Raw genomic sequence first — 23,036 nt, forward strand, 5'->3', positions numbered from 1 at the left:
TTCTCAGCTTTTCAGGCGAAGTGCGCCTTTAGCTTTTCGACGAGATCGGTCTTTTCCCAGCTAAAGCCGCCGTCGGCGTCAGGTTGACGGCCAAAATGGCCGTAGGCGGAGGTGCGCGCGTAGATTGGGCGGTTGAGATGGAGATGTTCGCGGATGCCGCGCGGCGACAGGCGGACGATCTTGAACAGCACTTCTTCCAGCGCCGCCTCGTCCACCCTGGCCGTGCCGTGCGCATCGACATAGATGGACAAAGGTTCGGCGACGCCGATGGCATAGGAGAGCTGGATGGTGACGCGATCGGCCAGACCCGCGGCGACGACATTCTTGGCGAGATAGCGCGCAGCGTAGGCGGCGGAGCGGTCCACCTTGGTCGGATCCTTCCCCGAAAAAGCGCCGCCGCCGTGCGGTGCGGCGCCGCCGTAAGTGTCTACAATGATTTTGCGTCCGGTGAGGCCCGCGTCGCCATCAGGACCGCCAATGACGAATTTGCCGGTCGGATTGACGTGCCAGACCGTCTGATCGGAAACCCAGCCCTCAGGCAAGGTCTTGACGATATAAGGCTCGACGATCCGCCGCACGTCATCCGAGGTCAGGTCTTCATCGACGTGCTGGGTCGAAAGGACGATCTGTGTCACTCCAACCGGCTTGCCCCCGACATATTTAACCGTGACCTGGCTCTTGGCGTCCGGTCCGAGCTTGATCGCGTCGCCGTCGCCGGATTTGCGCGCCTTGGCGAGATTTTCGAGAATCTTATGCGCATAATGCAGCGGCGCCGGCATTAAATCGGTCGTTTCATTGGCGGCGTAACCGAACATGATTCCTTGGTCGCCGGCGCCTTCGTCCTTGTTGCCCGCGGCGTCCACGCCTTGGGCGATGTCCGCGGACTGCTCGTGCAGCAGAATCTCTATTTTCGCCGTGTCCCAGTGGAAGCCGGCCTGTTCGTAACCAATGTCCTTGATCGCCTGGCGTGCGACTTGCTCGATTTTCTCGTGGGAAATGGCGGGTCCGCGCACTTCGCCGGCGATAATCACACGATTTGTCGTCACCATGGTCTCGGCGGCGACTCGAATCTGGAAGGGGTCAATCCCCGCCTTCTCGCCTTCCCGAAAGAAAAGATCCACGATTTCGTCAGAAATCCGGTCGGCGACCTTGTCGGGATGACCTTCGGATACCGATTCGCTTGTGAACAGAAAATCGCTGCGAGCCACGAACTGCCTCCCATGAACAAGTGCCGCCGCGCCGAGAGGGCGAGCCAAAGTCTGGATGGTTTAAATGGAGGCCGTTCGTTTCGTCAAGCTTTTAGCCAAAAATCGTTCGATAAAACGAACGACACGGCGCTTCTTCAGCTCTTTCCGCCTTCGGCAAGCGTTGTAACCAGATCGACGATTTTCTTGCGCACCTTGGGATCGGTTATACGCGCGAAAGCGCGGTTGAGACTCAAGCCTTCCGCGGTCATGACGAAGTCACTGGCGTAATTGTCTTCGGTAGCGTTTTCGGCAAACCCGCCAGCAACGGCGCCATCGGAGACCGGCGCGCCTTTGAAAAAATAGGCCAGCGGAATACTAAGGGTTTCGGAAATCTGCTGGAGGCGGCTGGCACTGATCCGGTTGGTGCCCTTTTCGTATTTTTGCACTTGCTGGAAGGTCAGCCCCAACGCTTCACCGAGTTTTTCCTGGCTCATGCCAATCAGCATCCGGCGCATGCGCACCCTCGCGCCGACATGCCGGTCGATTGGGTTGGGGACTTTGGTCACGGGAGATCCAGCCTGCAGACTCATGGGCCTTATTTGCGACACAGCTTGACTTAAAGTCAAATGCTACGTGGACGAATATAGGCTCCGATGAGAGCAAAAATCCACAAGATCATCGGAATCGATCGAGGGTGTCTGGAAAATAGCGTTGGCTCCAGGGATCGAGACAAGGATCCATCAAGGACAGCCTCGACGCCGACAGGAGCCGACGCGATGATTCGTCCCAAAGGGTCGATAATCGCCGATATGCCTGTATTGGCCGCTCGCGCCATCGGCAGGCCCTGTTCGATGGTCCGCAGCCGCGCCTGCGCGAAGTGCTGATAAGGTCCAGGCGTGTTTCCGAACCATCCATCGTTGGTAACGTTCAGCATCAGCCCGGGACGCACGGCCTCGCTGTTTATGCGGTCGGCGATTTCGTCGGGAAAAATCGATTCGTAACAGACCATCGGGAATACGGGCGGCAGGCCAGGAGAGGTCAGGAGCCGCGACGAAGCCCCCGATTCAAACCCGCCTGGAATAGCGACAAATTGCGTGATTCCGGCCTGGGCGAGCCAATAGGCGAAGGGCATATATTCGCCGAAGGGCGCCAGATGCATTTTGTCATAGCTTTCCTTGATATCTCCTCCGGCGATCACTTCGACGGCGTTAAAATATTCAGCTTCGCGTCCATCGCCTTCGACCCGCGCCGCGCCCGTGAAGAGAACAGCATTTTGCAGCCGCGAACCCATCTTCGCCAAAGCTGCCGGATCGCGCGAAAGAATGAACGGAAACGCCGATTCGGGCCATATCAGGTGGGTGACGTCGGCGACCCCGGTGGTTTGCGGCGAAGTCGATCGATCGGACAGGCGCAGGTAATGCTCGAGCAATTCATCGCCGCGGTCGGCGCGGAATTCGTCGAGCGGAACATTGGGCTGAACGATGCGTAATTTGGCGCTTTTGATCTCCTCCGTTGTCGCCTGAAGACGCCACCAGCCGAAAATCGCCAGCCCCGCCATGACCATAGCCGCAGCGGCGAGAAAAGGCCGATTTGGCTTGACGTCGGCGAACAATGCGGGAGAGGCGAAAAGCAGAACCGAAAGCAAGGTCAGGCCGTAAAGGCCGAAGAACGACGCAGCTTGCGCCAAGACCAGATTGCCGCCGAGGACCATGCCGAAATCGTTCCAGGGGAAACCGGTGAGCACATGGCCGCGCAACCATTCCGCGAAAGCCAATCCTGCCGCGAGCGCAAAAATCCGCGCCGCGCCGGAAGACCATATCAACCGCGCCAGAAAAAATCCCAAAGCGGTGAAAAAAGCTAGGCCCGCCGGCAGGCCCAAAACCCCAAGCGGCAAGGCCCAGGCGAATCTTTCGGCCTCCACCAGGAACGCCGCCCCAAGCCACCACAGCCCAGCGATGAAATAGCCAAATCCCATCCACCAACCGGCGCTCGCCGCACGGCGCAAGCTCGCCCAAAGGGATTCGCCGCCGGACCCGTCGATGAGCCAGACCGCCAGAACCATGGGAACAAAAAAGGCGGGAAAAAAGCCTATGGGCGCCAATGCCAAGGCGCCGAACGCGCCCCCGCCAAAGGCGATCAGGCGGCGCGGCCATGAATCGGCGAGGATGACGCGCTGGGCGATTAACAGCATTGGGCTTTTCCGGCTCGATCGGCGTTAGGAGAGGAAGCACCGATCTTTCGAAATATTTCGTGAAATCAATTTAAGGGGATCACGCCGGGCTTTCCTGCGCTTGCCCACGGGCCGCTTTCGAATCGATCAGGCGCAATTTTAGACGTTTCAGGCGTCTCGGATCAGCATCGAGAATATCGAATTCGAAATCACCGTCGGGACTGGCAACGACCTCGCCGCGAATCGGCACGCGACCAGCGAAAGCGGCGGCGAGGCCGCCGAGCGTGTCGACCTCCTCGCGCTCGCCGTGGACATTCAGATCGAGTCCGGTGATTTCCGAGGCTTCCTCCAGCCCGACGCGGGCGTCGGCGGCATAGACGCCCGGCGCTACACATTCGATTTTCGGATTTTCGGCGAAATCATGCTCGTCCTCGATGTCGCCGACGATCACTTCAACAATGTCCTCGATCGATACGAGGCCATCCGTCCCGCCGTATTCGTCGATGACTAGCGCCATGTGCGTGCGGGTCGCCTGCATTTTAACGAGCAGATCGAGCGCCGGCATCGAAGGCGGCGCATAGAGCACCGGCCGCAAAATGCCCGCCACCTCAAGGGGGATCGACAAATCGATCGGAATGTAACGGGCGCTCGAAGCTTCTGTCGCACCGGTCAACGTTTCCAATGCGGAGGCCGCGCCGCTCGGTTTGCCTCGCCTTTGGGCGAGCATCTTTTCCGCCGAAGCGGCTACGAAATCAACGAAATCGCGGATGTGAACCATTCCGCGCGGATCGTCGAGCGTCTCACCATGAACCGGCAGGCGGGAATGTCCCGCCGTGCGAAACGTCATCAAAACCTCCGCCAGCGACAAGTCGATCGAGACCGAAATGATATCGGCGCGAGGCACCATGACGTCGCTGACCCTGATTTCATGCATGCCCAGCACATTCTTGAGCATGGCGCGTTCTTGAGGGCTGAAATCGTCGGCGATCGAGGCGTCGTCCAAGGCATCCTCGATATCATCGCGGATGGAGGCGCCGCTCATTCCAAACAATGCGCGCAAACGCTCAATGACCGAGCCGCCTTGCTTGCCCGGACTTCGCTCGCCAGATGCGGTTTCGTCCGTGTCCCGTTCAGGCGCGCTCATTGCCGACCGTCTCTTTTCTGTGGTCCTCGCGATAAGGGTCATCAACGCCCGTTCGCCGCAGGATGCGGATTTCCATAGCCTCCATCGCCTCGGCTTCCTCGTCTTCTTCGTGGTCGTAGCCAAGAAGATGCAAGAAGCCGTGAACGATCATGTGACGGCAATGCTGTTCAAGCGATTTGCCCTGCTCTTGCGCCTCGCGCGCGACGGTTTCATAGGCTATCGCGATATCGCCAAGAAAATGCGCGGTTTCGACCGGTCCGGGGCCGGGAAAGGACAAGACATTGGTTGGCTTGTCCTTTCCGCGAAATTGCCGGTTCAGCTCTCGGATCGCTAAGTCGTCGCAAAAAAGCAGGCTGACGACGGCGCCTTCGGGCAGATCGTCGCCGCTCTCCTCGAGCGCCGCCTGCAGACTGGCGGCGATCAGGAAGTCAAGGCCCTCCAGCGCGCTCCACCTTGCGCAATCGATCCTGGTTTCGATGGCCAGGCTCATGGCGACCAGTCCTTGTCGCGATTCGAGCGAGGCGCCGGCGCCTCGTTCACCCGCCGAGCCGCCGCCTCGTAGGCGCCGACGATGCGGCGAACCAGATCGTGCCGGACCACATCTTCCTCGCGAAAGGTCACATGACCCACGCCTTCAAGCCCGGCGAGCAGGGAAATTGCTTCGCTCAAACCGGATTTCTGGCCAGGCGGCAAATCGGTTTGGGTCGGATCGCCAGTGACGATCATGCGCGATCCTTCGCCCAATCGGGTCAGGAACATTTTCATCTGCATTGTCGTGGCGTTCTGCGCCTCGTCCAGCAGGACGCACGCATTGGACAAAGTGCGTCCCCGCATAAAAGCCAGCGGTGCGACCTCGATCATGCCGGTCTGCATCCCGCGTTCGACCATGCGCGGGTCCATGAAATCCTGCAAGGCATCGTAGATCGGCCGCAAATAAGGATCGACTTTTTCGCGCATATCGCCCGGCAGAAAACCCAGCCTTTCGCCGGCTTCGACCGCTGGACGCGACAGGATCAGACGTTCGACGGCGCCCTGTTCGAGCATGGCCACCGCATGGCCGACCGCGAGCCAGGTCTTGCCGGTGCCGGCCGGACCGGCGGCGAAAACCAGTTCGAAACGCCGCAATTCGCGGATGTAAAGGTCTTGCGCGGCGGTGCGGGCGCGCACCGCGCCCTTCTTGCGGGTTGAAATCTGTTCGAAGGTGGAGCGAGGCGTCGGCGGAGTTTCCTTGGGAAACAGATTGCCTTGCAAGGCGCATTCCTGAATCGCGCCATCGACATCGCCCAAAGTCGCTGGTTCACCGGACCTGGCCCGTTCGCAAAGAATTTGCAACACGCGCCGCGCATGACCCGCGGCCTCCGCCGGACCCTTGATGACGACATGATTGCCATTGGCGTTCAGGACGACATTCAGCCGCCGTTCGATTCGAGCCAGATTCTGGTCGTAGTGGCCGAAAACCATTGACGCCGTGCGATTGTCGTACAGAGCCAGCGTCAGATCCGATGAGACGGAATCCGCGTTTTGCTCGGCCTGCCCGGGCGAATGGCCCGACGTTCCGTCCGTAAGCGCCATGATCAATTCGCCTCCCGCGTGGGCTGGGCTTGCGAAAAACTTTCCGCGAGACGGCCAAAAAGCGAATTGGAGCTGCATTCGACAATTTCGACCGGCGCGATCTGCCCGATCAATGTTTCCGGGCCGTCGACCTGCACCGGCTGAAGATAGGGCGATTTGCCCGCTATCTGGCCCGGATAGCGTCCCTTCTTCTCGAACAAGACATCAATTGTTCGTCCGACCAGCGCGCTATTGAAGGAGCGTCTTTGCGTCTCGACCACTTCCTGCAACCGGCCCAGACGCTCGGACTTGATTTCTTCCGCCACCTGATCTTCGAGGTCAGCGCCGGGCGTTCCCGGCCTGGACGAATATTTGAAGAAAAACGTCGAGCCGAAAGTGATTTCCCGCGCCAATTCCAGGGTTGCGACGAAATCCGCTTCGGTCTCGCCAGGGAAACCTACGATGAAATCCGACGACAGGGCGATGTCCGGCCGCGCCCGACGGATGCGTTCGACCAGCCGAACATAATCCGCGGCGGTGTGACGGCGGTTCATCGCGTCGAGAATCCTGTCCGAACCCGACTGCACCGGCAGATGCAGGAATGGCATCAACGACGGCAGTTCGGCGTGAGCGCGGATCAAATCCTCACTCATGTCGTTGGGGTGGCTGGTCATATAGCGCTGCCGCGCGAGGCCATCGACTTTAGAGAGGCGAGTTAAAAGGTCGGCGAGGGACCAGTCTTTCCCGCCCTCGCCCTCGCCATGATAGCCGTTGACGTTCTGACCAAGGAGGGTGATTTCGCGCACGCCAGCGCGGGCAAGGCGTTCGGCCTCCGCTAAAATCTTGCCGGCCGGCCGCGACGTTTCCGCGCCCCGGGTATAAGGCACGACGCAAAAGGCGCAGAATTTGTCGCAGCCTTCCTGAACCGTCAGAAAGGCTGTCACGCCGCGTTGCCGGATCTTCTCTTCCGACGGCTGAGCCAAATGGTCGAACTTGTCCTCGACCGGAAAATCCGTATCGATCACCGGCCCCAGCGCGGCCTGCCGCAACATTTCCGGCAAGCGGTGATAGCTCTGCGGACCGACGACGAGATCGACGGCGCGTTGCTTGCGCAGGATTTCCGCGCCTTCCGCCTGCGCCACGCAGCCAGCGACGGCGATGGTCGTCGTCAAGCCGGCGGCTTCGCGCGCCTCCTTCAGCATTCTCACCTTGCCCAATTCGGAAAATACCTTGTCAGCCGCTTTTTCGCGGATGTGGCAGGTATTGAGCACGATCAGGTCGGCGTCTTCGATGACGCCCGTTTCCGCATAGCCCTCCGGCGCCAGGACATCGGCCATCCGCGCCGCGTCATAGGCGTTCATCTGGCAGCCATAGGACTTGACGAAGAGCTTTTTGACGCCGGCCTGCAGCGGCGTGGGATTCGTGGCCGCGATCGCGGTTTCGGGCCGACGGGAATTGAGATCTGGCTTCAAAATCGAGAATGTCCCTCCGGGACGACAGGGTTTTCCGATAGATAACGGATATTACCGCATCCGGTAAGCGATGTGGCGGAAAATTTGATTTTCCTCCGGCTGCTCAGAACGCAAGCTGGGCCTCGGCCAGTTCCCGCACCCGCCGTTCCGTTTCCAAGGCGATCGCCTTGCGCTCGCTTTCGGCGCAGAAAGCCAATGGAGCTCCGAAATGCACGACGCATTCAACCGGTGCGCTTTTCAGCAAAAGCCAGATGTGAGGGGCAAGCTCTGCGTCGCCGAACCAGGCCAGACGGCGCCGACCGGCGGCGTCGAGTTTCTTGCCCTTCGCGCTGGTATAAGCGATGGCGGCGGGCTGGACCGTCACCGAAGTGACGGCCGGATAAAGCCGCAAAAGATCGCGAGCGGCGGCGAAATGCGACGGTTTGAACGAGAGTACGCCCTCGCCGTCGCTCGAGGTGCCCTCCCCAAACAACAAGATGTCCTCGCCCTGCATCATCTTTTCCGCCATGGCTGCATTGACCCGAGGCACATCGGCGCGATTGTCGCGACGCACGAAAATCGTGTCCTGTACCCGGGCGAAAGTTCCTAGCAAAGGCCATTCCGCCACTTCGCTCTTGGCGACAAAACAGGGCGTCTCAAGACTGGCGTAAACAAGAATATCGCTCCAGGAGACATGATTGGAGACAATCATCCGTGGCTTGGGACCCAAATCCTCACCTTCGAAGCGGATGCGCAAGCCCAGCAATACGCAGATGGTTCGAGCGAAAAACGGCGGGATCAGCCGCGCCAGAGCCCAGCCGCGGCGCCTAGCCAGCCGCTGGACGGGCACGCCGATGACGTAGAAGCCGCAAAGGGCCAAAAGAAGAAAGAAAGTGCGGACATAAGCCATGCCGCCCGATAAGCGCGACAGATGACACATTTATGGCATTTTTCGCCCTGCCGCCGACAAGCTCAGGTCAGCTCCCGACCCATGATCAGCGCGTTGGCCCGCGACCCATCTGGTTTGACATAATAAGCCTTCCGCATCCCCTGTTCAGTGAAACCGTGACGGCGGTAAAGCGCCAAAGCGGCAACATTGGCCTCGTCGACCTCAAGAAAAAGTTTTGTTACGCCCAAGGCCGACAATCGCGACAGATGAGCGGCAATAAGCCTTTGTCCACAACCTAGCCGACGCCAGCGAGAAACGACGACAATCGTCAGGATTTCAGCCTCGTCGACCGCGCGACGCGATAGTATAAAACCGGCAAGGCGGCCTTTTGCCTCAATTGCTTCGCCCGAACATGCGGGATCGGCGAGCAAGGCCTCGAATTCAGAGGCGGACCAGGGATGAGCGAAGCTTGAGGCGTGCAAAACGGCGCAGGCGGCGCTGTCGGGCGGGCGCAGCGCACGCGGCGCGGCCAAGGCGGGCTGGCCAGGCCAGAACAGGGGTTGTTTCATGGGGACGCGTGCGGGAGGGCTTGGTTGATCTTGGGTTTGACATCCGGCGCCTTGAGATAAAGCGGACGCGCGGGCGCATTGCCAGGGTCCGCGGCGAGACCAAGCCGGGCTACTGCGAAAATATCGGGCGCCGGCGTGGCATTGACAACGGTGACATCACAACCGATTTTGGCGGCTTCTTCCTTGAGGAGCAAAGCGCCGGAACCGACGACGCGAACGCGTCCGGCGCCGAGAAGGCGGCAGGCGTCCCGCAAAGGAAGGATGCGCGGCGAGGTCAATACACGCCCACCCGGTCCATAAGCCGTAAAAAACACATGACCGTGCCGCGCGTCGATGGCCGCGGCGACGATCCCGTCGGGTTCCTCAAACAACAAAGGCGCCGCGTATGCCGCGAGCGTGGAGACGCCGACGGCTTCGATGCCCCGTGCGAGAGCGATGCCGCGCGCAGCGGCTATGCCGATGCGGATGCCGGTGAACGAACCTGGCCCCACCGTAACCGCAACCCGATCCAGCGAAGCGAAGCCGCCTTCCACCTGCGCCATCGCGCGCGCCACCATCGGCATCAGAGCTTCGGCGTGACCGCGCTCCATAGGGAGCGATTCGCTGACCAGCGGCTGCGGCGCTCCGCCGTCGAGAATGCAGATGGAAGCGGCCGGCAAAGCCGTATCGAGCGCGAGAATCCGCATCGGATGTTATTGCTCCGCGCCGTCAGGGTGACGTTTCGGCGCGTTCACGCCTGCTCCACTGCTTTGACATCGGGAAGGAAATGGCAAAGCAGATTCTGGATGCCCCGCTTAAGCGTCGCCGTCGATGACGGACAACCGGAACAGGCGCCTTTCATCTGCAAATAGACAACTCCATCCTTGAATCCGCGAAAAACGATGTCGCCGCCATCCCCCGCGACGGCGGGCCGCACCCGAGATTCTAGCAACTCCTTGATAGTCGACACCGTTTCGGCGTCTTCCGGCGCATAGAACTCGCTTGCCGCCCGATCGGCGTCAAGGGCGTTCGAGCCGAGGAGCGGCTCGCCGGACATGAAATGCTCCATGATCGCGCCAAGAATGGCAGGCTTGAGGTGCTGCCATTCACCGGAGGATTTGGTCACGGAAATAAAATCAGGGCCAAAAAACACGCCGCTGACCCCGTCGATTGCGAAAAGCGCGCTGGCAAGAGGCGAAACCCGGGCCTCTTCCGCGTTCTCTATTTCCCGCGACCCGTTTTCGAGAACCTGGCCACCGGGCAGAAATTTCAACGTGGCGGGATTGGGCGTGGCTTCGGTCTGGATGAACATGCGTGCCTCCGATATCGTCCGGTTCAAGGCCGGAGATGGATAAGAGTGAGATAGGGCGCAGCCGTCCCCGTGAAAGGGGCGGTAACGGAAAAATGCCCAATTCAGCGGATCAGACCCAGGACATCCTTCACTTGGTCCATGACCGGCCCGGCCAATTCGCGCGCGCGGAGCGAGCCGTCGCGCAAGATCGAGTCGATATAGGCGGGATCGTCCTCCAGCCGACGCATCTCCCCGCCGATCGGACTTAGCTTAGCAACCGCCAAATCGACCAAACCGTTCTTGAAAGCGGAAAACTGCGCGCCGCCGAAATCTTGGAGGACGCTTTCGCGTGGCGAATCGGAGAGAGCGGCATAAATTCCGACGAGATTTTCCGCTTCAGGTCGACCCGCCAGACCTTCGACATCGGAAGGCAAGGGTTCCGGGTCGGTCTTGGCCTTGCGGACCTTTTGCGCAATGGCTTCGGCGTCGTCGGAAAGATTGATCCGCGAAAAATCGGACGGATCGGATTTCGACATTTTCTTGAGACCGTCGCGCAGACTCATCACCCGCGCCGCCGGTCCTTGAATCAGCGGCTCCGGCAAAGGGAAGAACGGGCCATCATGACCGTTGGCGGCGATTGAACCGGCGAAATCGGTGTTGAATTTTTGCGCAATATCGCGCGCCAGTTCGATATGCTGCTTCTGGTCTTCGCCGACTGGCACATGGGTGGCGCGATAAAGCAGAATGTCCGCCGCCATCAACGCCGGATAGGCGAAAAGCCCGATCGATGCGTTCTCGCGATCCTTGCCGGCCTTTTCCTTGAACTGGGTCATGCGATTGAGCCAGCCCATGCGGGCGACACAATTGAAAATCCAGGCAAGTTCGGCGTGTTCGGCGACCTGGCTCTGGTTGAAAATGATGTTTTTGACCGGATCGAGGCCAGAGGCGATATAGGCGGCGGCGATGCGGCGGATCGCCTGCCGCAGTTCTCCCGGATCCTGCGGCACGGTGATCGCATGCAGGTCGACGACGCAAAACAGGCACTCGTGCGTCTTTTGCAGCGCCACAAATTTGACGATGGCGCCCAGGTAATTGCCGAGATGCAAATTGCCGGTGGGCTGGATTCCGGAAAAGACGCGTTCGGGAAAGATCGTCATTGCAGTCCGACGGGAAGGAGGAGACCGCAGTCTTATGGCTTTCACCTGATGCTCTGGCAAGAGGCGCGTCGTTTGCTCCTGTCTAACCTCCCGCGTCTGGTTCAGCCGGCGTAGCCGCCGACGAGCCGGATAATTTTGCCGTTCGGCGTCTCAATCAACCGATCCTTAACCACTTGCGTCGTCGCTTTTTCCGGTTTGCTTGTAGTAACAGGGGCGCCAGAGGCCGAATCGACGCGTGATTTCACACGCGCTACGCGGACTGGTTTCGCGGCAGGCGATTTTTCCAGCGCCTTGAGCTGCGCTTTTAATGCCCGGCTGATTTGAGGGGCGGCCTCGACCGGTACGAATTTCGTATCGCCATTCCGGTCGCCAACAAAAACCTGCAAACCCTCAGAGGTCATGAAAGCGTCGCCACGGCGCAACGTGCTATCGCCCTCCGACACCTTTGCGATCATATCGCGAGCGCTTTCCAGCCCGCTCGCGTTAACGCCCCATACTTCGGCATAGCTCAGTTTCATCGACGCGGGCGATGGCGTCGAATCGTCACCTCTAGCGCTAGCTTCGTGACCCGAGTGCTTCCGCCACGCAAAACGGTCAGACTTGAAAGAATGATGACCATTTCGACGTGATGGACTGGCAGAGTTCTGATGCGATTCCACCGGCGCCTTGAGGTGGCCAAAAATCATTTCAAGCAAATTTTCGGCGCGGCCGCCGCTGCTAAAACAAAACATGCCAAGAATGCTCATACCCGATAGGTAGGCGCCAGCTTTACTCATGGCTAACCCCGAGACAAGCGGCCTGTCGGCCCTCAACTGCGACCGAAAACACTGAGGAGTGGCATTGACGGCGCCAATAGACGCCACGAACAAGGCAACCAAGGCATTTCGCAATCAACGATTGCCGCGATGGTTAGCTCCGTTTCGCGACGGTGATATGTCTCGACCAGCGCCCTTACAAAATAAAGCGGCTCAAATCGACATTGCGCGCCAGATCGCCGACGCGGTTTTCGACATATTCGCCATCGATCGTGACGTCCTTACCGGAATGATCCGCAGCAGCGAAACTCACCTCGTCGAGCACTCGTTCCATCACCGTCTGCAAACGTCTGGCGCCGATGTTCTCGACACTGGCGTTAACCTGCACCGCCAGCCGCGCCAAAGCGTCGATAGCGTCGTCGGTGAATTTCAAATTCACGCCCTCCGTCGCCAACAAGGCGCAGTATTGTTTGACCAGGCTGGCTTCAGGCTGGGTGAGGATTCTCCTGAAATCCTCCTCGTCGAGCGAGGAAAGTTCGACGCGGATTGGCAGCCGGCCCTGCAACTCCGGCAAAAGATCTGACGGTTTGGCGACATGGAAGGCGCCTGAGGCGATGAACAGGATATGGTCGGTTTTTACCGCCCCATGTTTCGTCGCCACTGTCGTTCCTTCTATCAAGGGAAGCAGGTCCCGTTGCACGCCTTCCCGCGACACGTCGCCGCTGCGCCCGTCGCGCGCGCAGATCTTGTCGATTTCATCAAGGAAGACGATGCCGTTGTTCTCCACTTCGCGGATCGCCAGCCGGACGATCAAGTCCTGGTCGAGCAATTTTTCGCTTTCTTCGGCCTGCAAAGGCGCATAAGCGTCTTTAACCTGCAATTTTTGCTGTTTCGGCCGGGAGGATTTGCCAAAAATATCGCCCAGTGAAATCGCGCCGATTGAGGCGCCGGGCATGTTAGGCAAATCGAACATCGGCATGGACGGATTAGCGCTCGAAGAAATCTCGACTTCGATTTCCTTGTCTTCCAATTCCCCGGCGCGGAGCTTCTTGCGGAACGAGTCGCGGGTTGCGGGACTGGCGTTGGCCCCGACCAAGGCTGTGACGATTCGTTCTTCCGCCGCCAACTGCGCGCGCGCGGCGACGTCCTTCCGCTTGTTCTCCTTCACAAGGGAGATCCCGATTTCGACCAGGTCCCGCACGATCTGTTCGACGTCGCGGCCGACATAGCCGACTTCGGTGAATTTGGTCGCTTCGACCTTGAGAAAGGGCGCATTGGCGAGACGCGCAAGGCGGCGGGCGATCTCCGTCTTGCCGCAACCAGTGGGGCCGATCATCAGAATATTCTTCGGCAAGACCTCCTCGCGCATGATTCCCTCCAGTCGCAGCCGCCGCCAGCGATTGCGCAGTGCGATGGCGACCGCGCGTTTGGCGTCTTTCTGTCCGATGATGTAACGATCGAGTTCGGAGACGATTTCGCGGGGGGAAAGTTCGCTCATGCAATCAGGCCTTGGGGCTGACTTTGTCGAGGGTCAAAGGGATTCGACGCTTTCGACGACAAAGTTGGAATTGGTATAGACGCAGATTTCGGACGCAATCTGCAAGGCTCGACGGGCGATGGCCTCTGCGTCCATGGAAGTATCGAGCAGCGCCCGCCCCGCGGCCAAGGCGTAGTTTCCGCCCGAGCCTATGCCCATGACTGCGCCATCCGGTCCCTGTTCGGGCTCCAAAACATCGCCATTTCCAGTCAGGACCAAAGCTGCATTCTTGTCCGCGACCAGCATCATCGCTTCAAGCCGCCGCAGATAACGGTCGGTTCGCCAATCCTTGGCCAATTCCACGCAGGCGCGCAGTAGGTGACCTGGATATTGCTCCAATTTGGCTTCGAGACGCTCACACAAGGTGAAGGCGTCGGCGGTTGCGCCGGCGAAGCCGACGATCACCTGCCCCTTGCCAAGACGGCGCACCTTGCGGGCGTTGCCCTTGATGACGGTCTGTCCAAAGCTCACCTGACCGTCCCCGGCAATGACAGTTTTGCCGCCCTTGCGCACCAGAACAATGGTCGTTGCGTGCATGGAGGGCGGATTCGAGCGATCGTTCATGTGAAACTTTCCAGCGCGGCCGATTTTTCCACTCTTTGCAAGCGCATCTATTGCGGCAAAGCGACGGTTACAAGTCCGTTTGACGGGAGAGTGGCGAAACGGCGCGTCTTTTGCTACAAGCCGCGCAGCCGCAGGGCAAGGAAAGAAAGAATGACGCGCCAGGCCGAAATCACACGCAAGACTAAAGAAACCGCCGTCTCCGTGAGCCTCACGATCGAGGGCGCCGGCAATAGCAAAATTTCTACCGGAATTGGCTTTTTCGACCATATGCTTGATCAGTTGGCGCGCCATTCGCTGATGGACATAGAGATCGACGCCAAAGGCGATCTGCATATCGACCAGCACCATACGGTGGAGGATGTCGGCATCGCCCTAGGCCAGGCCTTGCGGAAGGCTCTGGGGGATTTGCACGGCATTGTGCGCTATTCCGACGTTCACTTGCCTATGGACGAAACGCTGACACGTGTCGCCGTCGACGTTTCGGGACGACCTTTCCTGGTGTTTCGAACGCAGTTTCCACAAGCTAGGATTGGCGACTTCGACGCCGAACTGGTACGCGAATTCTTCCAGGCCCTCGCCCAGAACGCCGCAATAGCCCTGCATATCGAAACGCTATATGGCGTGAACAGCCACCATATAGCGGAAAGCTGTTTCAAGGGCGTGGCGCGAGCCTTGGGCGCCGCCGTGGCCATTGACCCGCGTCAGAGCGACCGTGTGCCTTCGACCAAGGGAGTGCTCTGAAAGGGCGAATTGAGGACATGCAAATCTATGCGGTTTACCTTCCCTCCGGCCTCTCGCCGCTGCAAGTGGCGGAAGAAGCGGTGCTGGTGCGGCAGGGTTTCGATTGGAAGGCATCCCTGCTAACGCCCGGTTGGGCGCTTTGGCATGGGCTGTGGCTTGCCTTGGCGCTTTGGTTTGCCTGGACCTCTCTGGTCGCAATAATTGGCGCGCTCGCCCACCTGCAGCCCGGCGCCACCTTGTTCATCTATCTGGTTGGTGCTTTGGGCTTCGGCTTGGAAGCGGATCGATTCCACCAAGCGCGCCTGTCGCGTTCCGGCTATCTTTTGCAGGGCTTGGCGCTTGGCGAGTCGATCGGCGAAGCGGAAAGTCTTTATTTTAATCGCCGAAGGGACCGGCCTCAGGTCATCGCGCCAAGCGCGCCGGCGAAGCCCGCCATCGCCCCCGGCGACCGGTTGGGATCGCCCACACAGAATATCGGAGCCGACCTTTTGGGACTGTTTCCGCCGCAGGAGACCAAGCGTTGAGCGTCGCCATCATCGATTACGGCTCCGGCAATCTGCATTCGGCCGCCAAGGCTTTCGAGCGCGCCGCCCGTGAAGTCGGGCAGACGGCGCCGATCCTCGTCACCAGCGATCCGCAAGACGTTCGTCAGGCCGATTGGGTGGTTCTTCCTGGGGTGGGCGCTTTTGCCGATTGCCGGCGCGGTCTTCTCGCGATTGACGGCATGGTCGAGGCCATGACCGAAGCAGTCGAAACGCGCGGCGCCCCCTTTCTCGGAATCTGCGTCGGCATGCAATTATTGGCGGAACGTGGTCTGGAACATGGAGTGACGCCGGGCCTGGGCTGGATCGGCGGCGAGGTCGTCCCGATCCGGCCAGGCGATCCCGCGCTGAAAATCCCGCATATGGGATGGAATAACCTCACCCCCACAAGGCCACACGCGCTGCTGAAGGACATTCCTACGGGGGAACAAGGACTTCACGCTTATTTTGTCCATTCTTACCATCTTCGCCCGTCAAATCGCGAAAACATAATTGCGACGACCGATTACGGCGACGCATTGACCGCCATCGTGGGGCGCGACACGATCGTTGGCGTCCAGTTTCACCCCGAAAAGAGCCAGACAATGGGACTGCGGCTGATTTCCAATTTTTTGAGGTGGCGTCCGTGATCCTGTTCCCGGCAATCGATCTGAAAGGCGGCCAATGCGTTCGCCTAATCCATGGCGACATGACGCAAGCGACAGTGTTCAACGACGACCCGGCCGCGCAGGCGTTGGTTTTCGAACGGCAAGGCTTTGAATATCTGCACGTCGTCGACCTCGACGGCGCCTTTGCCGGCAAACCGATGAACGCCGCCGCCGTGGACGCCGTTCTCGCCGCTTTGACCAAAATGCCGGTGCAACTCGGCGGAGGCATTCGCGACATGCGCACCATCGACGGCTGGCTCGGCAAGGGCGTCGCACGGGTCATCATCGGCACGGCGGCAGTGCGCGATCCGGAACTTGTCCGCGAAGCCGCCCGGAAAAATCCGGGTCGGATCGCGGTCGGCATCGATGCGCGCGACGGTCTGGTCGCCGTCGATGGCTGGGCGAAATCTTCACAACTGACCGCCATCGAACTCGGCAAACGCTTTGAGGACGTCGGCGTCTCAGCCATAATCTACACCGACATCGCCCGAGACGGCGTACTGAAGGGGCTGAATATCGAAGCCACACTGGCGCTCGCCGACGCCCTCGCTATTCCCGTCATCGCCTCGGGCGGCCTCGCCTCCATCGCCGATGTCGAGCGACTGCTGCACCCTGATTGCGTCCGTTTGGCCGGCGCGATCAGCGGCCGCGCGCTTTATGATGGGCGCCTCGATCCGCAACAGGCGCTGGACTTGATCAGGGCCAGGCGCGCGGCCTGAAAGCGACGGAGAAGCTAATTGCTCAAAACGCGCGTAATACCCTGCCTCGACGTCAAGGACGGACGGGTCGTCAAGGGTGTCAATTTTGTCGATCTCCGCGACGCGGGCGATCCGGTCGAAAGCGCCATCGCCTATGACGCAGCCGGAGCCGACGAATTATGCTTCCTCGATATCACCGCCAGCCACGAGGAGCGCGGCTTGCTGCTCGATGTCGTGCGGCGCACGGCGGAAGCCTGTTTCATGCCTCTGACCGTCGGCGGTGGCGTTCGTACGCTCGACGACATCCGCAACCTGTTACTGGCGGGCGCCGACAAGGCGTCTATCATGACCGCCGCCGTGCATGACCGCGATTTCGTCCGAAGGGGCGCGGAAAAATTCGGGAGTCAGTGTATTGTCGTCGCGATTGACGCCAAAAATGTCCGCCCGGGCCGTTGGGAGATATTCACCCACGGCGGCCGCCGACCCACCGGAATTGACGCGGTCGCCTATGCCCGGGAAGTCGCCGATCTGGGCGCCGGCGAAATTCTCCTGACGTCAATGGATCGCGACGGCGCCAAGATCGGATTCGACATCGAATTGACCCAGACCATCGCCGACGCCGTCTCCATTCCTGTCATCGCCTCCGGAGGGGTCGGCACTCTCGATCATCTCGTCGAAGGCGTGCGCGATGGCCACGCCAGCGCGGTTCTTGCGGCTTCGATCTTTCATTTCGGCGAATACAGCATCGGCGAAGCCAAAGCCTTTATGGCCAAGGCAGGCCTGCCGATGCGCCTCGATCCGCCCGCCGCCTGAACGGACTCCGACCTATGACCGAACCTTTCACCCTCGACGATCTCTCCCGGCTCATAGCGAACCGGGCCGCTGCTAGCGCCGATAAATCCTACACGCGCAGCCTGCTCGATTCCGGCACGGCGCGGATCGCCAAGAAATTCGGAGAGGAAGCCTTCGAAGCAGCCATTGCCGCCGTCGAGCGCGATGGAGCGGGTTTGAAAGCCGAAGCCGCCGACGTGCTCTATCACCTATTGGTCTTGCTTCAAGACGGCGGCGTTCCGTTGCAGGATGTAATCGAAGAACTTGCCCGGCGCACTCAGCAATCGGGCCATCAGGAAAAAGCCTCGCGTCCGTAATAGGCGGCTTGGCGCGTCTTGGAGGCGGCCTTGGTTGAACTTGTGAGACAATTGCGCGACGAAGCTGCCACCGAAACGCCGGGCCCAAATTTGTCGCCCTACCGCCATTTTACGCGCGAAGAATGGGCGCAATTGCGCGCCGACACGCCGTTGACTCTGACGATCAGCGATCTGAAACGGCTGCAATCGATCAACGATCCCATTTCGCTCGAAGAAGTGATCGCCATTTACCTGCCGCTGTCGCGCCTGCTTGCTCTCTATGTCGCCGCCACCCAGGGATTGTTCAAGGCGACGCAGAGGTTTCTCGGCGCGGACGACGGCAAAGTGCCTTATATCATCGGCGTCGCAGGTTCCGTCGCCGTTGGGAAATCGACGACCGCCCGCGTTTTGCAGGCCCTGCTCTCACGTTGGGCCAATACGCCGAAGGTCGACCTCATCACCACGGACGGTTTCCTCCTCCCCAACGCTCAGTTGGAGCGAGAAGGCCTGTTGGAGCGCAAAGGTTTTCCGGAAAGCTATGACAGCGCCAAGCTGTTGCGCTTTCTGTCAGACGTCAAGGCGGGACGCAGCCATGTCGAGGCTCCGGTCTACTCCCATTTGACTTACGACGTTGTGCCGGATGAAAGCGTCGGCGTCGACCGGCCAGATATCCTCATCGTGGAAGGCGTGAACGTGCTCCTGCCCAGCAGACTGCCCCGCGATGGCAAGGAAACCCCCTTCGTTTCCGATTTTTTCGATTTTTCGGTCTACCTTGACGCTGACGAGGATCAACTGGAAAAATGGTATGTCTCGCGCTTCATGCGGCTGCGCTCGACCGCTTTTCGCGACCCCAGGTCCTATTTCAAGAAATTTTCCGAAGTCAGCGACGCCGAGGCCGAAGAAGTCGCTCGCAGCATCTGGAAGCGCACCAATTTGCGCAATCTGCATGAAAATATCCTGCCTACGCGCGCGCGCGCCAGCTTGATCTTGACCAAGGGATCGAGCCATCGCATCGAGGAAGTCGCGTTGCGCAAGCTTTGACTGATCTCAAGAACTATACAAGTCTCGGCCTTTTTTCGAACGCCGCAAGAAGCCGCGGCAGTTCCGCGCTGCGCTTCAAGATCAAGCCCGTCTGCATGACGATCGAATAAGCCCCCGGTTTGCGCACACCCTTCGGTTCCTTGACGATCCGGTAATAGGCGGCCTCGCCGTGATGACGAAAAATCGAAAAGATCGCCCGGTTCGGCAAGAAATCCATCGCATAATCGCGCCAGATTCCATCGGCGACCATTCGCCCGTAAATATTGAATATAGCCTGCAGTTCGCGCCGGTCGAAGCCGACCAGCGGGCCGGGCGGCGCGCTTGCCATGGCGCCTGGCAAGCGCAGAAGCTTGAAATTCGGTTCGGTGCGATCGTCGCTCAAGCGGAAAGACTTGGGGTTGGATGAAAATGGCCGCCGATGATCGCGCGGTTCTTTTTCTGGCGCAAGCACAGATGGAGAATGCCAGAGCGCATCTGTCTATCGGCGATTTTGCGCTTAAGCTTTGATTCAAAATTATTAAATCATATTTCTGCCGCCTTGCCGCCCTTCGCTCGCTCATTTGTGGTTGCAAAAACATCTCGGTCGGAGGGTATTGCCCCGGATTGTTTCGCGTCGACGCAGCCCCCCTAGCAGACGTGATTTTCCGGCGATAACCCAGCTATCCTCCAGACTTTGAGCCGATCGGGTTTTTCCGATCGGCTCATTCATTCCTGATACTGCCAACTGAAAGACGTCGCCCATGCGGTTTCATCTTGAAACTGGGCGGGTGCGCCGCGATATTGCGGCTCGGAGCAAAGCTCCAATGGCAGAATTTGAAAGAACCAGAGTGGGCAATATGGATTCGGAAGCTGCGACAATGACGGGCGAACGTCATGTTTTTCAGGCGGACGTGGCTCGTCTGCTGCATCTCATGGTGCATTCGATTTATTCTGAACGCGATATTTTTCTCAGAGAACTGATCTCCAACTCCGCCGACGCATGCGAAAAGCTGCGCTATGAGGCCAACTGCGACCCCGCCCTGGTCAGTGACGGCACGCCCTTCGCGATTCGCGTGGCGCTTGATCCGGACGCGTCGACGCTCAACGTCGAAGATAACGGCGTCGGGATGTCCCAGGAGGATCTTTCGGTTGCACTGGGCACGATCGCCAATTCTGGCACCCGCGCCTTTCTGGAAAAAGTGAAGGGGTCAGAAGGTGAGGCGGCTGAATTGATTGGCCAATTCGGTATCGGCTTCTATTCGGCCTTCATGGTTGCGGACCTCGTTGTCGTCGAAACCCGAAGAGCCGGGGAAGATCATGCCTGGCGCTGGAGTTCTGACGGTAAGGGCGATTATGAAATCGCGGCCATCGGTGTGGAACAGGCTCCATTGCGCGGCACGCGTGTCATTTTGCACCTCAATGAAGAATCCAAAGTCTACCTTGACCAGCAAAAGATCGAAACGATCATCAACGAACATTCCGCGGCCGTCGCTACGCCGATCGATTTGATCGAAAAGCCCGGCGCGGAGCCCCGCCGCATCGGCGAAGGCGCGGCGCTCTGGACAAAAAGTAAGAGCGAAATCACGCCAGAACAATATAAGGAATTCTATCAGGAGCTGGCGGGCCAGTTCGACGATCCCGACCTGACTGTTCACTGGCGCGCGGAAGGTCGCGCCGAATATACGGTTCTGGCCTTCGTTCCCGGGTCGCGCCCGTTCGACCTGTTCGATCCCGCGCGCAAAGGTCGCGCAAAGCTCTATTCCCGTAGAGTGCTGATTTCACGCGACGCCGACCTCTTGCCCGGGTATCTGCGATTCGTGCGGCTCGTTGTCGATTCGCCTGATCTGCCGCTCAATGTTTCCCGCGAAGTGGTTCAGCAGAGCCATCTCTTCGCCGCGATCAAGAAAGGCGTCGCCAATCGTGTTTTGCAAGAAATCGCCAAACTGGCGGAAACGGACGCCGAAAAATTTGCGGAAATCTGGAAAAATTTCGGCGCCGTGTTGAAAGAGGGCCTTTATGAAGACCCCGAGCGCCGCGATGTCCTGTTGAAAATGTCGCGATTCGCCACGACAGCCGAAAAAGAAGCGAAGCGTTCGCTGGCCGATTATGTCGCGGCCCTGCGGCCCAATCAGACCGCCATTTATTATATCGCCGGCGAAGGCGCTGATCGCATAGCCGCAAGCCCACAACTCGAAGGATTTCGAGCAAGAGGCGTCGAAGTCCTGCTGCTTTCAGACCCGGTGGACGCTTTCTGGGTCCAGACCGCGGTTGGATATGAGGGCAAACCCTTCAAATCCGTGACCCAAGGGGCGGCTGACATAAACTCAATCGACTTTATCGACGGGAACAGAGCGGCGACGGACTCTGGATCCGTCGCTGATTTCGTCGCTCTTGCGAAACAGACGCTGGAAGCCGTGGTGGAGGACGTTCGCGTTTCCGACCGTCTTTCGGAGAGCCCGGCCTGCCTCGTGGCGCCTGAATTCGGTCTCGACCTGCGCCTGCAGCAAATCCTTGCCTCACACGGCCAGGATTCTGGCGGCATGAAGCCGGTGCTTGAGGTCAATCCCTCGCATCCGCTGGTGATCGCCCTGGAATCGCAAGCTAAGGCGAGCGACAAGAACCTGTTCGAAGACGCCGTTTGGCTTCTCTTCGACGAGGCCAGGCTTATGGATGGCGAGGCGCCGCAAGACGCCGCCGCTTTCGCCGCCCGTCTGACGCGCGTGTTGGGCAAAGCGCTTGGAGCCTGAAGCTGGACGCTAATTCGCCAACCTTCGCCGCGACCGAAACTTTGGCCCAGGCGAGGAAAAAACTGGCGGCGGCCCTAGCCGCCGCCGGCAAGGAGCCGGCTACGCTCGAATCGCGCCACTTGTTGGAAGAGGCGACAGGCTTGACGCCGCTGGTCCTTTCAACGCACGCGGAACGGCGTTTGGGTCTTGGCGCCGCGACACTGTTGCAACAATTTGCAGCGCGTCGATTGGCCGGCGAACCTGTCAGCCGCATTCTGGGGCGCAGCGGCTTTTATGGGCTGGATCTGCGTGTCGATCCCGAAGTGCTGGATCCCCGCGCCGACACCGAGACGCTGGTCAACGCGGCCCTGGCCATTCTCGAAGCGAAAAACATCGTCCGACCGCGTATTCTCGATCTGGGGACGGGGTCCGGCGCAATTTTATGCGCGCTCCTTAGTTGTCGCGACGACGCCTTCGGCGTTGGCGTTGATATTTCACCCGTCGCCTGCGCCGCGACCCATCATAATCTAACGCTTTGCGGCCTTTCCCAGCGATCAGGCGTTATTTGCGGAGACTGGACGGAAGCGCTGCAAGGCCATTTCGATCTGATCGTATCGAACCCGCCGTATATAGCCCGTCGCGAAATCGCCGCGTTGGAGCCGGAAGTCGCCGCCTTCGATCCGATTCTGGCTCTCGATGGCGGCGAGGACGGTCTCGTTCCGTATCGTCGAATCGCCCCTAATCTCAAACGGCTATTGCGACAAGGCGGCGCCGCCTGTTTTGAAATCGGGTGGCGGCAAGCCTCAGATGTGACCTTTATTCTGGAGGCGGAAGGATTTTCCCAAGCGAAAATCTTCCCGGACGGCGGACGGCGGGACCGGGTTGTCGCCATTCAAGCCCTGTAGCGGTCTGGTTCGGTCTTCCGTCTGGTTCGCTAAGTTTGGACTTGGCTAGGCACAAAAAAACGTCTAGTCTGCTCCGCAGCAAATACCTAGTTGCGCATCATTTAATCGCAGCAGGGCTCGGTCATCATCCGGTTCCGGTAGACAAGGAATCGTTTGGATTCGTGAGTTCGGGCCCATCAGACGCGACTTGAGCGACGTGGTAGGATCTGCCGATTCCCTCTTGTTAGACGGAAAAAAGTTTGCGGGAATTCCGCGAACATGGCCGGTGAAGGCGAAAACGCCAAATAGCCGCGCCATGGTGACTAGCATGAGGCGATGATGCCTTTATGCGCAGGCGATGGTTATCGCTTCGCTCTATTATTACTCAGGGATTGTCAATGAGACCT

25 protein-coding genes are annotated in these 23,036 nt (G+C 59.5%); 9 read left to right on the forward strand and 16 right to left on the reverse strand.

The window, feature by feature from the left end:
- Positions 1 to 11 precede the first annotated feature (11 nt).
- The 15 genes from metK to hslV all read right to left on the reverse strand — a co-directional run bounded on the left by metK (position 12) and on the right by hslV (position 14,244).
- A complete protein-coding gene (gene metK, locus ACLP2E_RS08865) occupies positions 12 to 1,208 on the reverse strand; it encodes a methionine adenosyltransferase (RefSeq protein WP_442465702.1) in 1,197 nt (398 codons plus the stop codon).
- A gap of 134 nt (positions 1,209 to 1,342) precedes the next feature.
- Positions 1,343 to 1,702 (reverse strand): helix-turn-helix domain-containing protein, encoded by a 360-nt coding sequence (locus ACLP2E_RS08870; protein WP_442464628.1) that lies wholly within the window; start codon positions 1,700 to 1,702, stop codon positions 1,343 to 1,345.
- Positions 1,703 to 1,809: 107 nt separating this feature from the next.
- Positions 1,810 to 3,378 (reverse strand): apolipoprotein N-acyltransferase, encoded by a 1,569-nt coding sequence (gene lnt / locus ACLP2E_RS08875; protein WP_442464627.1) that lies wholly within the window; start codon positions 3,376 to 3,378, stop codon positions 1,810 to 1,812.
- Between the two features lie 79 nt (positions 3,379 to 3,457).
- The gene (locus ACLP2E_RS08880) at positions 3,458 to 4,501 is read right to left on the reverse strand and encodes a hemolysin family protein (protein ID WP_442465703.1); all 1,044 of its coding nucleotides are present in this window, start codon (positions 4,499 to 4,501) and stop codon (positions 3,458 to 3,460) included.
- The gene (gene ybeY / locus ACLP2E_RS08885) at positions 4,488 to 4,991 is read right to left on the reverse strand and encodes an rRNA maturation RNase YbeY (RefSeq protein ID WP_442464625.1); all 504 of its coding nucleotides are present in this window, start codon (positions 4,989 to 4,991) and stop codon (positions 4,488 to 4,490) included. Before ybeY ends, ACLP2E_RS08880 begins: the two co-directional genes overlap by 14 nt.
- Positions 4,988 to 6,073 (reverse strand): PhoH family protein, encoded by a 1,086-nt coding sequence (locus ACLP2E_RS08890; RefSeq protein WP_442464624.1) that lies wholly within the window; start codon positions 6,071 to 6,073, stop codon positions 4,988 to 4,990. The genes ybeY and ACLP2E_RS08890 overlap by 4 nt, the downstream gene beginning before the upstream one ends.
- Before the next feature lie 2 nt (positions 6,074 to 6,075).
- Positions 6,076 to 7,461, reverse strand: coding sequence for a tRNA (N6-isopentenyl adenosine(37)-C2)-methylthiotransferase MiaB (gene miaB, locus ACLP2E_RS08895; protein WP_442465716.1), 1,386 nt, complete (start codon positions 7,459 to 7,461; stop codon positions 6,076 to 6,078).
- A 166-nt stretch (positions 7,462 to 7,627) separates the two neighbouring features.
- Positions 7,628 to 8,443: a lysophospholipid acyltransferase family protein gene (locus tag ACLP2E_RS08900; protein WP_442464623.1), complete on the reverse strand. Its 816-nt coding sequence runs from the start codon at positions 8,441 to 8,443 to the stop codon at positions 7,628 to 7,630.
- Between the two features lie 32 nt (positions 8,444 to 8,475).
- Positions 8,476 to 8,961: a ribosomal protein S18-alanine N-acetyltransferase gene (gene rimI, locus ACLP2E_RS08905; RefSeq protein WP_442464622.1), complete on the reverse strand. Its 486-nt coding sequence runs from the start codon at positions 8,959 to 8,961 to the stop codon at positions 8,476 to 8,478.
- The gene (gene tsaB / locus ACLP2E_RS08910) at positions 8,958 to 9,647 is read right to left on the reverse strand and encodes a tRNA (adenosine(37)-N6)-threonylcarbamoyltransferase complex dimerization subunit type 1 TsaB (RefSeq protein WP_442464621.1); all 690 of its coding nucleotides are present in this window, start codon (positions 9,645 to 9,647) and stop codon (positions 8,958 to 8,960) included. Before tsaB ends, rimI begins: the two co-directional genes overlap by 4 nt.
- Positions 9,648 to 9,691: 44 nt before the next feature.
- Positions 9,692 to 10,252, reverse strand: a complete 561-nt coding sequence (locus ACLP2E_RS08915; protein ID WP_442464620.1) for a NifU family protein — start codon at positions 10,250 to 10,252, stop codon at positions 9,692 to 9,694.
- 101 nt (positions 10,253 to 10,353) lie between these two features.
- Positions 10,354 to 11,388: a tryptophan--tRNA ligase gene (trpS, locus tag ACLP2E_RS08920; protein ID WP_442464619.1), complete on the reverse strand. Its 1,035-nt coding sequence runs from the start codon at positions 11,386 to 11,388 to the stop codon at positions 10,354 to 10,356.
- Between the two features lie 101 nt (positions 11,389 to 11,489).
- Positions 11,490 to 12,164, reverse strand: coding sequence for a hypothetical protein (locus ACLP2E_RS08925; RefSeq protein ID WP_442465704.1), 675 nt, complete (start codon positions 12,162 to 12,164; stop codon positions 11,490 to 11,492).
- Between the two features lie 175 nt (positions 12,165 to 12,339).
- Positions 12,340 to 13,641, reverse strand: coding sequence for an ATP-dependent protease ATPase subunit HslU (gene hslU / locus ACLP2E_RS08930; protein ID WP_442465705.1), 1,302 nt, complete (start codon positions 13,639 to 13,641; stop codon positions 12,340 to 12,342).
- A gap of 33 nt (positions 13,642 to 13,674) precedes the next feature.
- Positions 13,675 to 14,244: an ATP-dependent protease subunit HslV gene (gene hslV, locus ACLP2E_RS08935; RefSeq protein WP_442464616.1), complete on the reverse strand. Its 570-nt coding sequence runs from the start codon at positions 14,242 to 14,244 to the stop codon at positions 13,675 to 13,677.
- A gap of 150 nt (positions 14,245 to 14,394) precedes the next feature.
- On the opposite strand from hslV, the gene hisB reads away from it, so the two are divergent.
- The 7 genes from hisB to coaA are packed head-to-tail and all read left to right on the forward strand — an operon-like array spanning position 14,395 to position 19,040.
- Positions 14,395 to 14,985 carry an imidazoleglycerol-phosphate dehydratase HisB gene (gene hisB, locus ACLP2E_RS08940; protein WP_442464615.1) on the forward strand — a complete coding sequence of 197 codons (591 nt, stop codon included), beginning with the start codon at positions 14,395 to 14,397 and terminating at the stop codon, positions 14,983 to 14,985.
- Positions 14,986 to 15,002: 17 nt separating this feature from the next.
- Positions 15,003 to 15,509: a DUF2628 domain-containing protein gene (locus ACLP2E_RS08945; protein ID WP_442465706.1), complete on the forward strand. Its 507-nt coding sequence runs from the start codon at positions 15,003 to 15,005 to the stop codon at positions 15,507 to 15,509.
- Complete coding sequence (hisH, locus tag ACLP2E_RS08950) at positions 15,506 to 16,156, forward strand: imidazole glycerol phosphate synthase subunit HisH (protein WP_442464613.1); 651 nt, start codon at positions 15,506 to 15,508, stop codon at positions 16,154 to 16,156. Before ACLP2E_RS08945 ends, hisH begins: the two co-directional genes overlap by 4 nt.
- On the forward strand, positions 16,144 to 16,893 hold the full coding sequence (gene hisA, locus ACLP2E_RS08955) for a 1-(5-phosphoribosyl)-5-[(5-phosphoribosylamino)methylideneamino]imidazole-4-carboxamide isomerase (RefSeq protein ID WP_442464612.1): 750 nt from the start codon (positions 16,144 to 16,146) through the stop codon (positions 16,891 to 16,893). The genes hisH and hisA overlap by 13 nt, the downstream gene beginning before the upstream one ends.
- Before the next feature lie 18 nt (positions 16,894 to 16,911).
- A complete protein-coding gene (gene hisF / locus ACLP2E_RS08960) occupies positions 16,912 to 17,685 on the forward strand; it encodes an imidazole glycerol phosphate synthase subunit HisF (protein WP_442464611.1) in 774 nt (257 codons plus the stop codon).
- Positions 17,686 to 17,699: 14 nt separating this feature from the next.
- On the forward strand, positions 17,700 to 18,020 hold the full coding sequence (locus ACLP2E_RS08965; RefSeq protein ID WP_442464610.1) for a phosphoribosyl-ATP diphosphatase: 321 nt from the start codon (positions 17,700 to 17,702) through the stop codon (positions 18,018 to 18,020).
- 30 nt (positions 18,021 to 18,050) lie between these two features.
- A complete protein-coding gene (gene coaA, locus ACLP2E_RS08970) occupies positions 18,051 to 19,040 on the forward strand; it encodes a type I pantothenate kinase (RefSeq protein ID WP_442464609.1) in 990 nt (329 codons plus the stop codon).
- Positions 19,041 to 19,053: 13 nt separating this feature from the next.
- Here coaA and ACLP2E_RS08975 read toward each other — a convergent pair whose 3' ends face one another.
- Entirely contained in the window at positions 19,054 to 19,422 is a 369-nt protein-coding gene (locus ACLP2E_RS08975; protein ID WP_442464608.1) for a DUF2794 domain-containing protein, read from the reverse strand.
- A 475-nt stretch (positions 19,423 to 19,897) separates the two neighbouring features.
- On the opposite strand from ACLP2E_RS08975, the gene htpG reads away from it, so the two are divergent.
- Together htpG and prmC are read left to right on the forward strand one after the other, a co-directional pair.
- Positions 19,898 to 21,766: a molecular chaperone HtpG gene (gene htpG / locus ACLP2E_RS08980; protein WP_442464607.1), complete on the forward strand. Its 1,869-nt coding sequence runs from the start codon at positions 19,898 to 19,900 to the stop codon at positions 21,764 to 21,766.
- A 41-nt stretch (positions 21,767 to 21,807) separates the two neighbouring features.
- Positions 21,808 to 22,650: a peptide chain release factor N(5)-glutamine methyltransferase gene (gene prmC, locus ACLP2E_RS08985; RefSeq protein ID WP_442464606.1), complete on the forward strand. Its 843-nt coding sequence runs from the start codon at positions 21,808 to 21,810 to the stop codon at positions 22,648 to 22,650.
- The last annotated feature ends 386 nt before the right edge of the window (positions 22,651 to 23,036 follow it).

It is taken from the genome of Rhodoblastus sp., from assembly GCF_052145335.1.
Taxonomy (GTDB): Bacteria; Pseudomonadota; Alphaproteobacteria; order Rhizobiales; family Beijerinckiaceae; genus Rhodoblastus.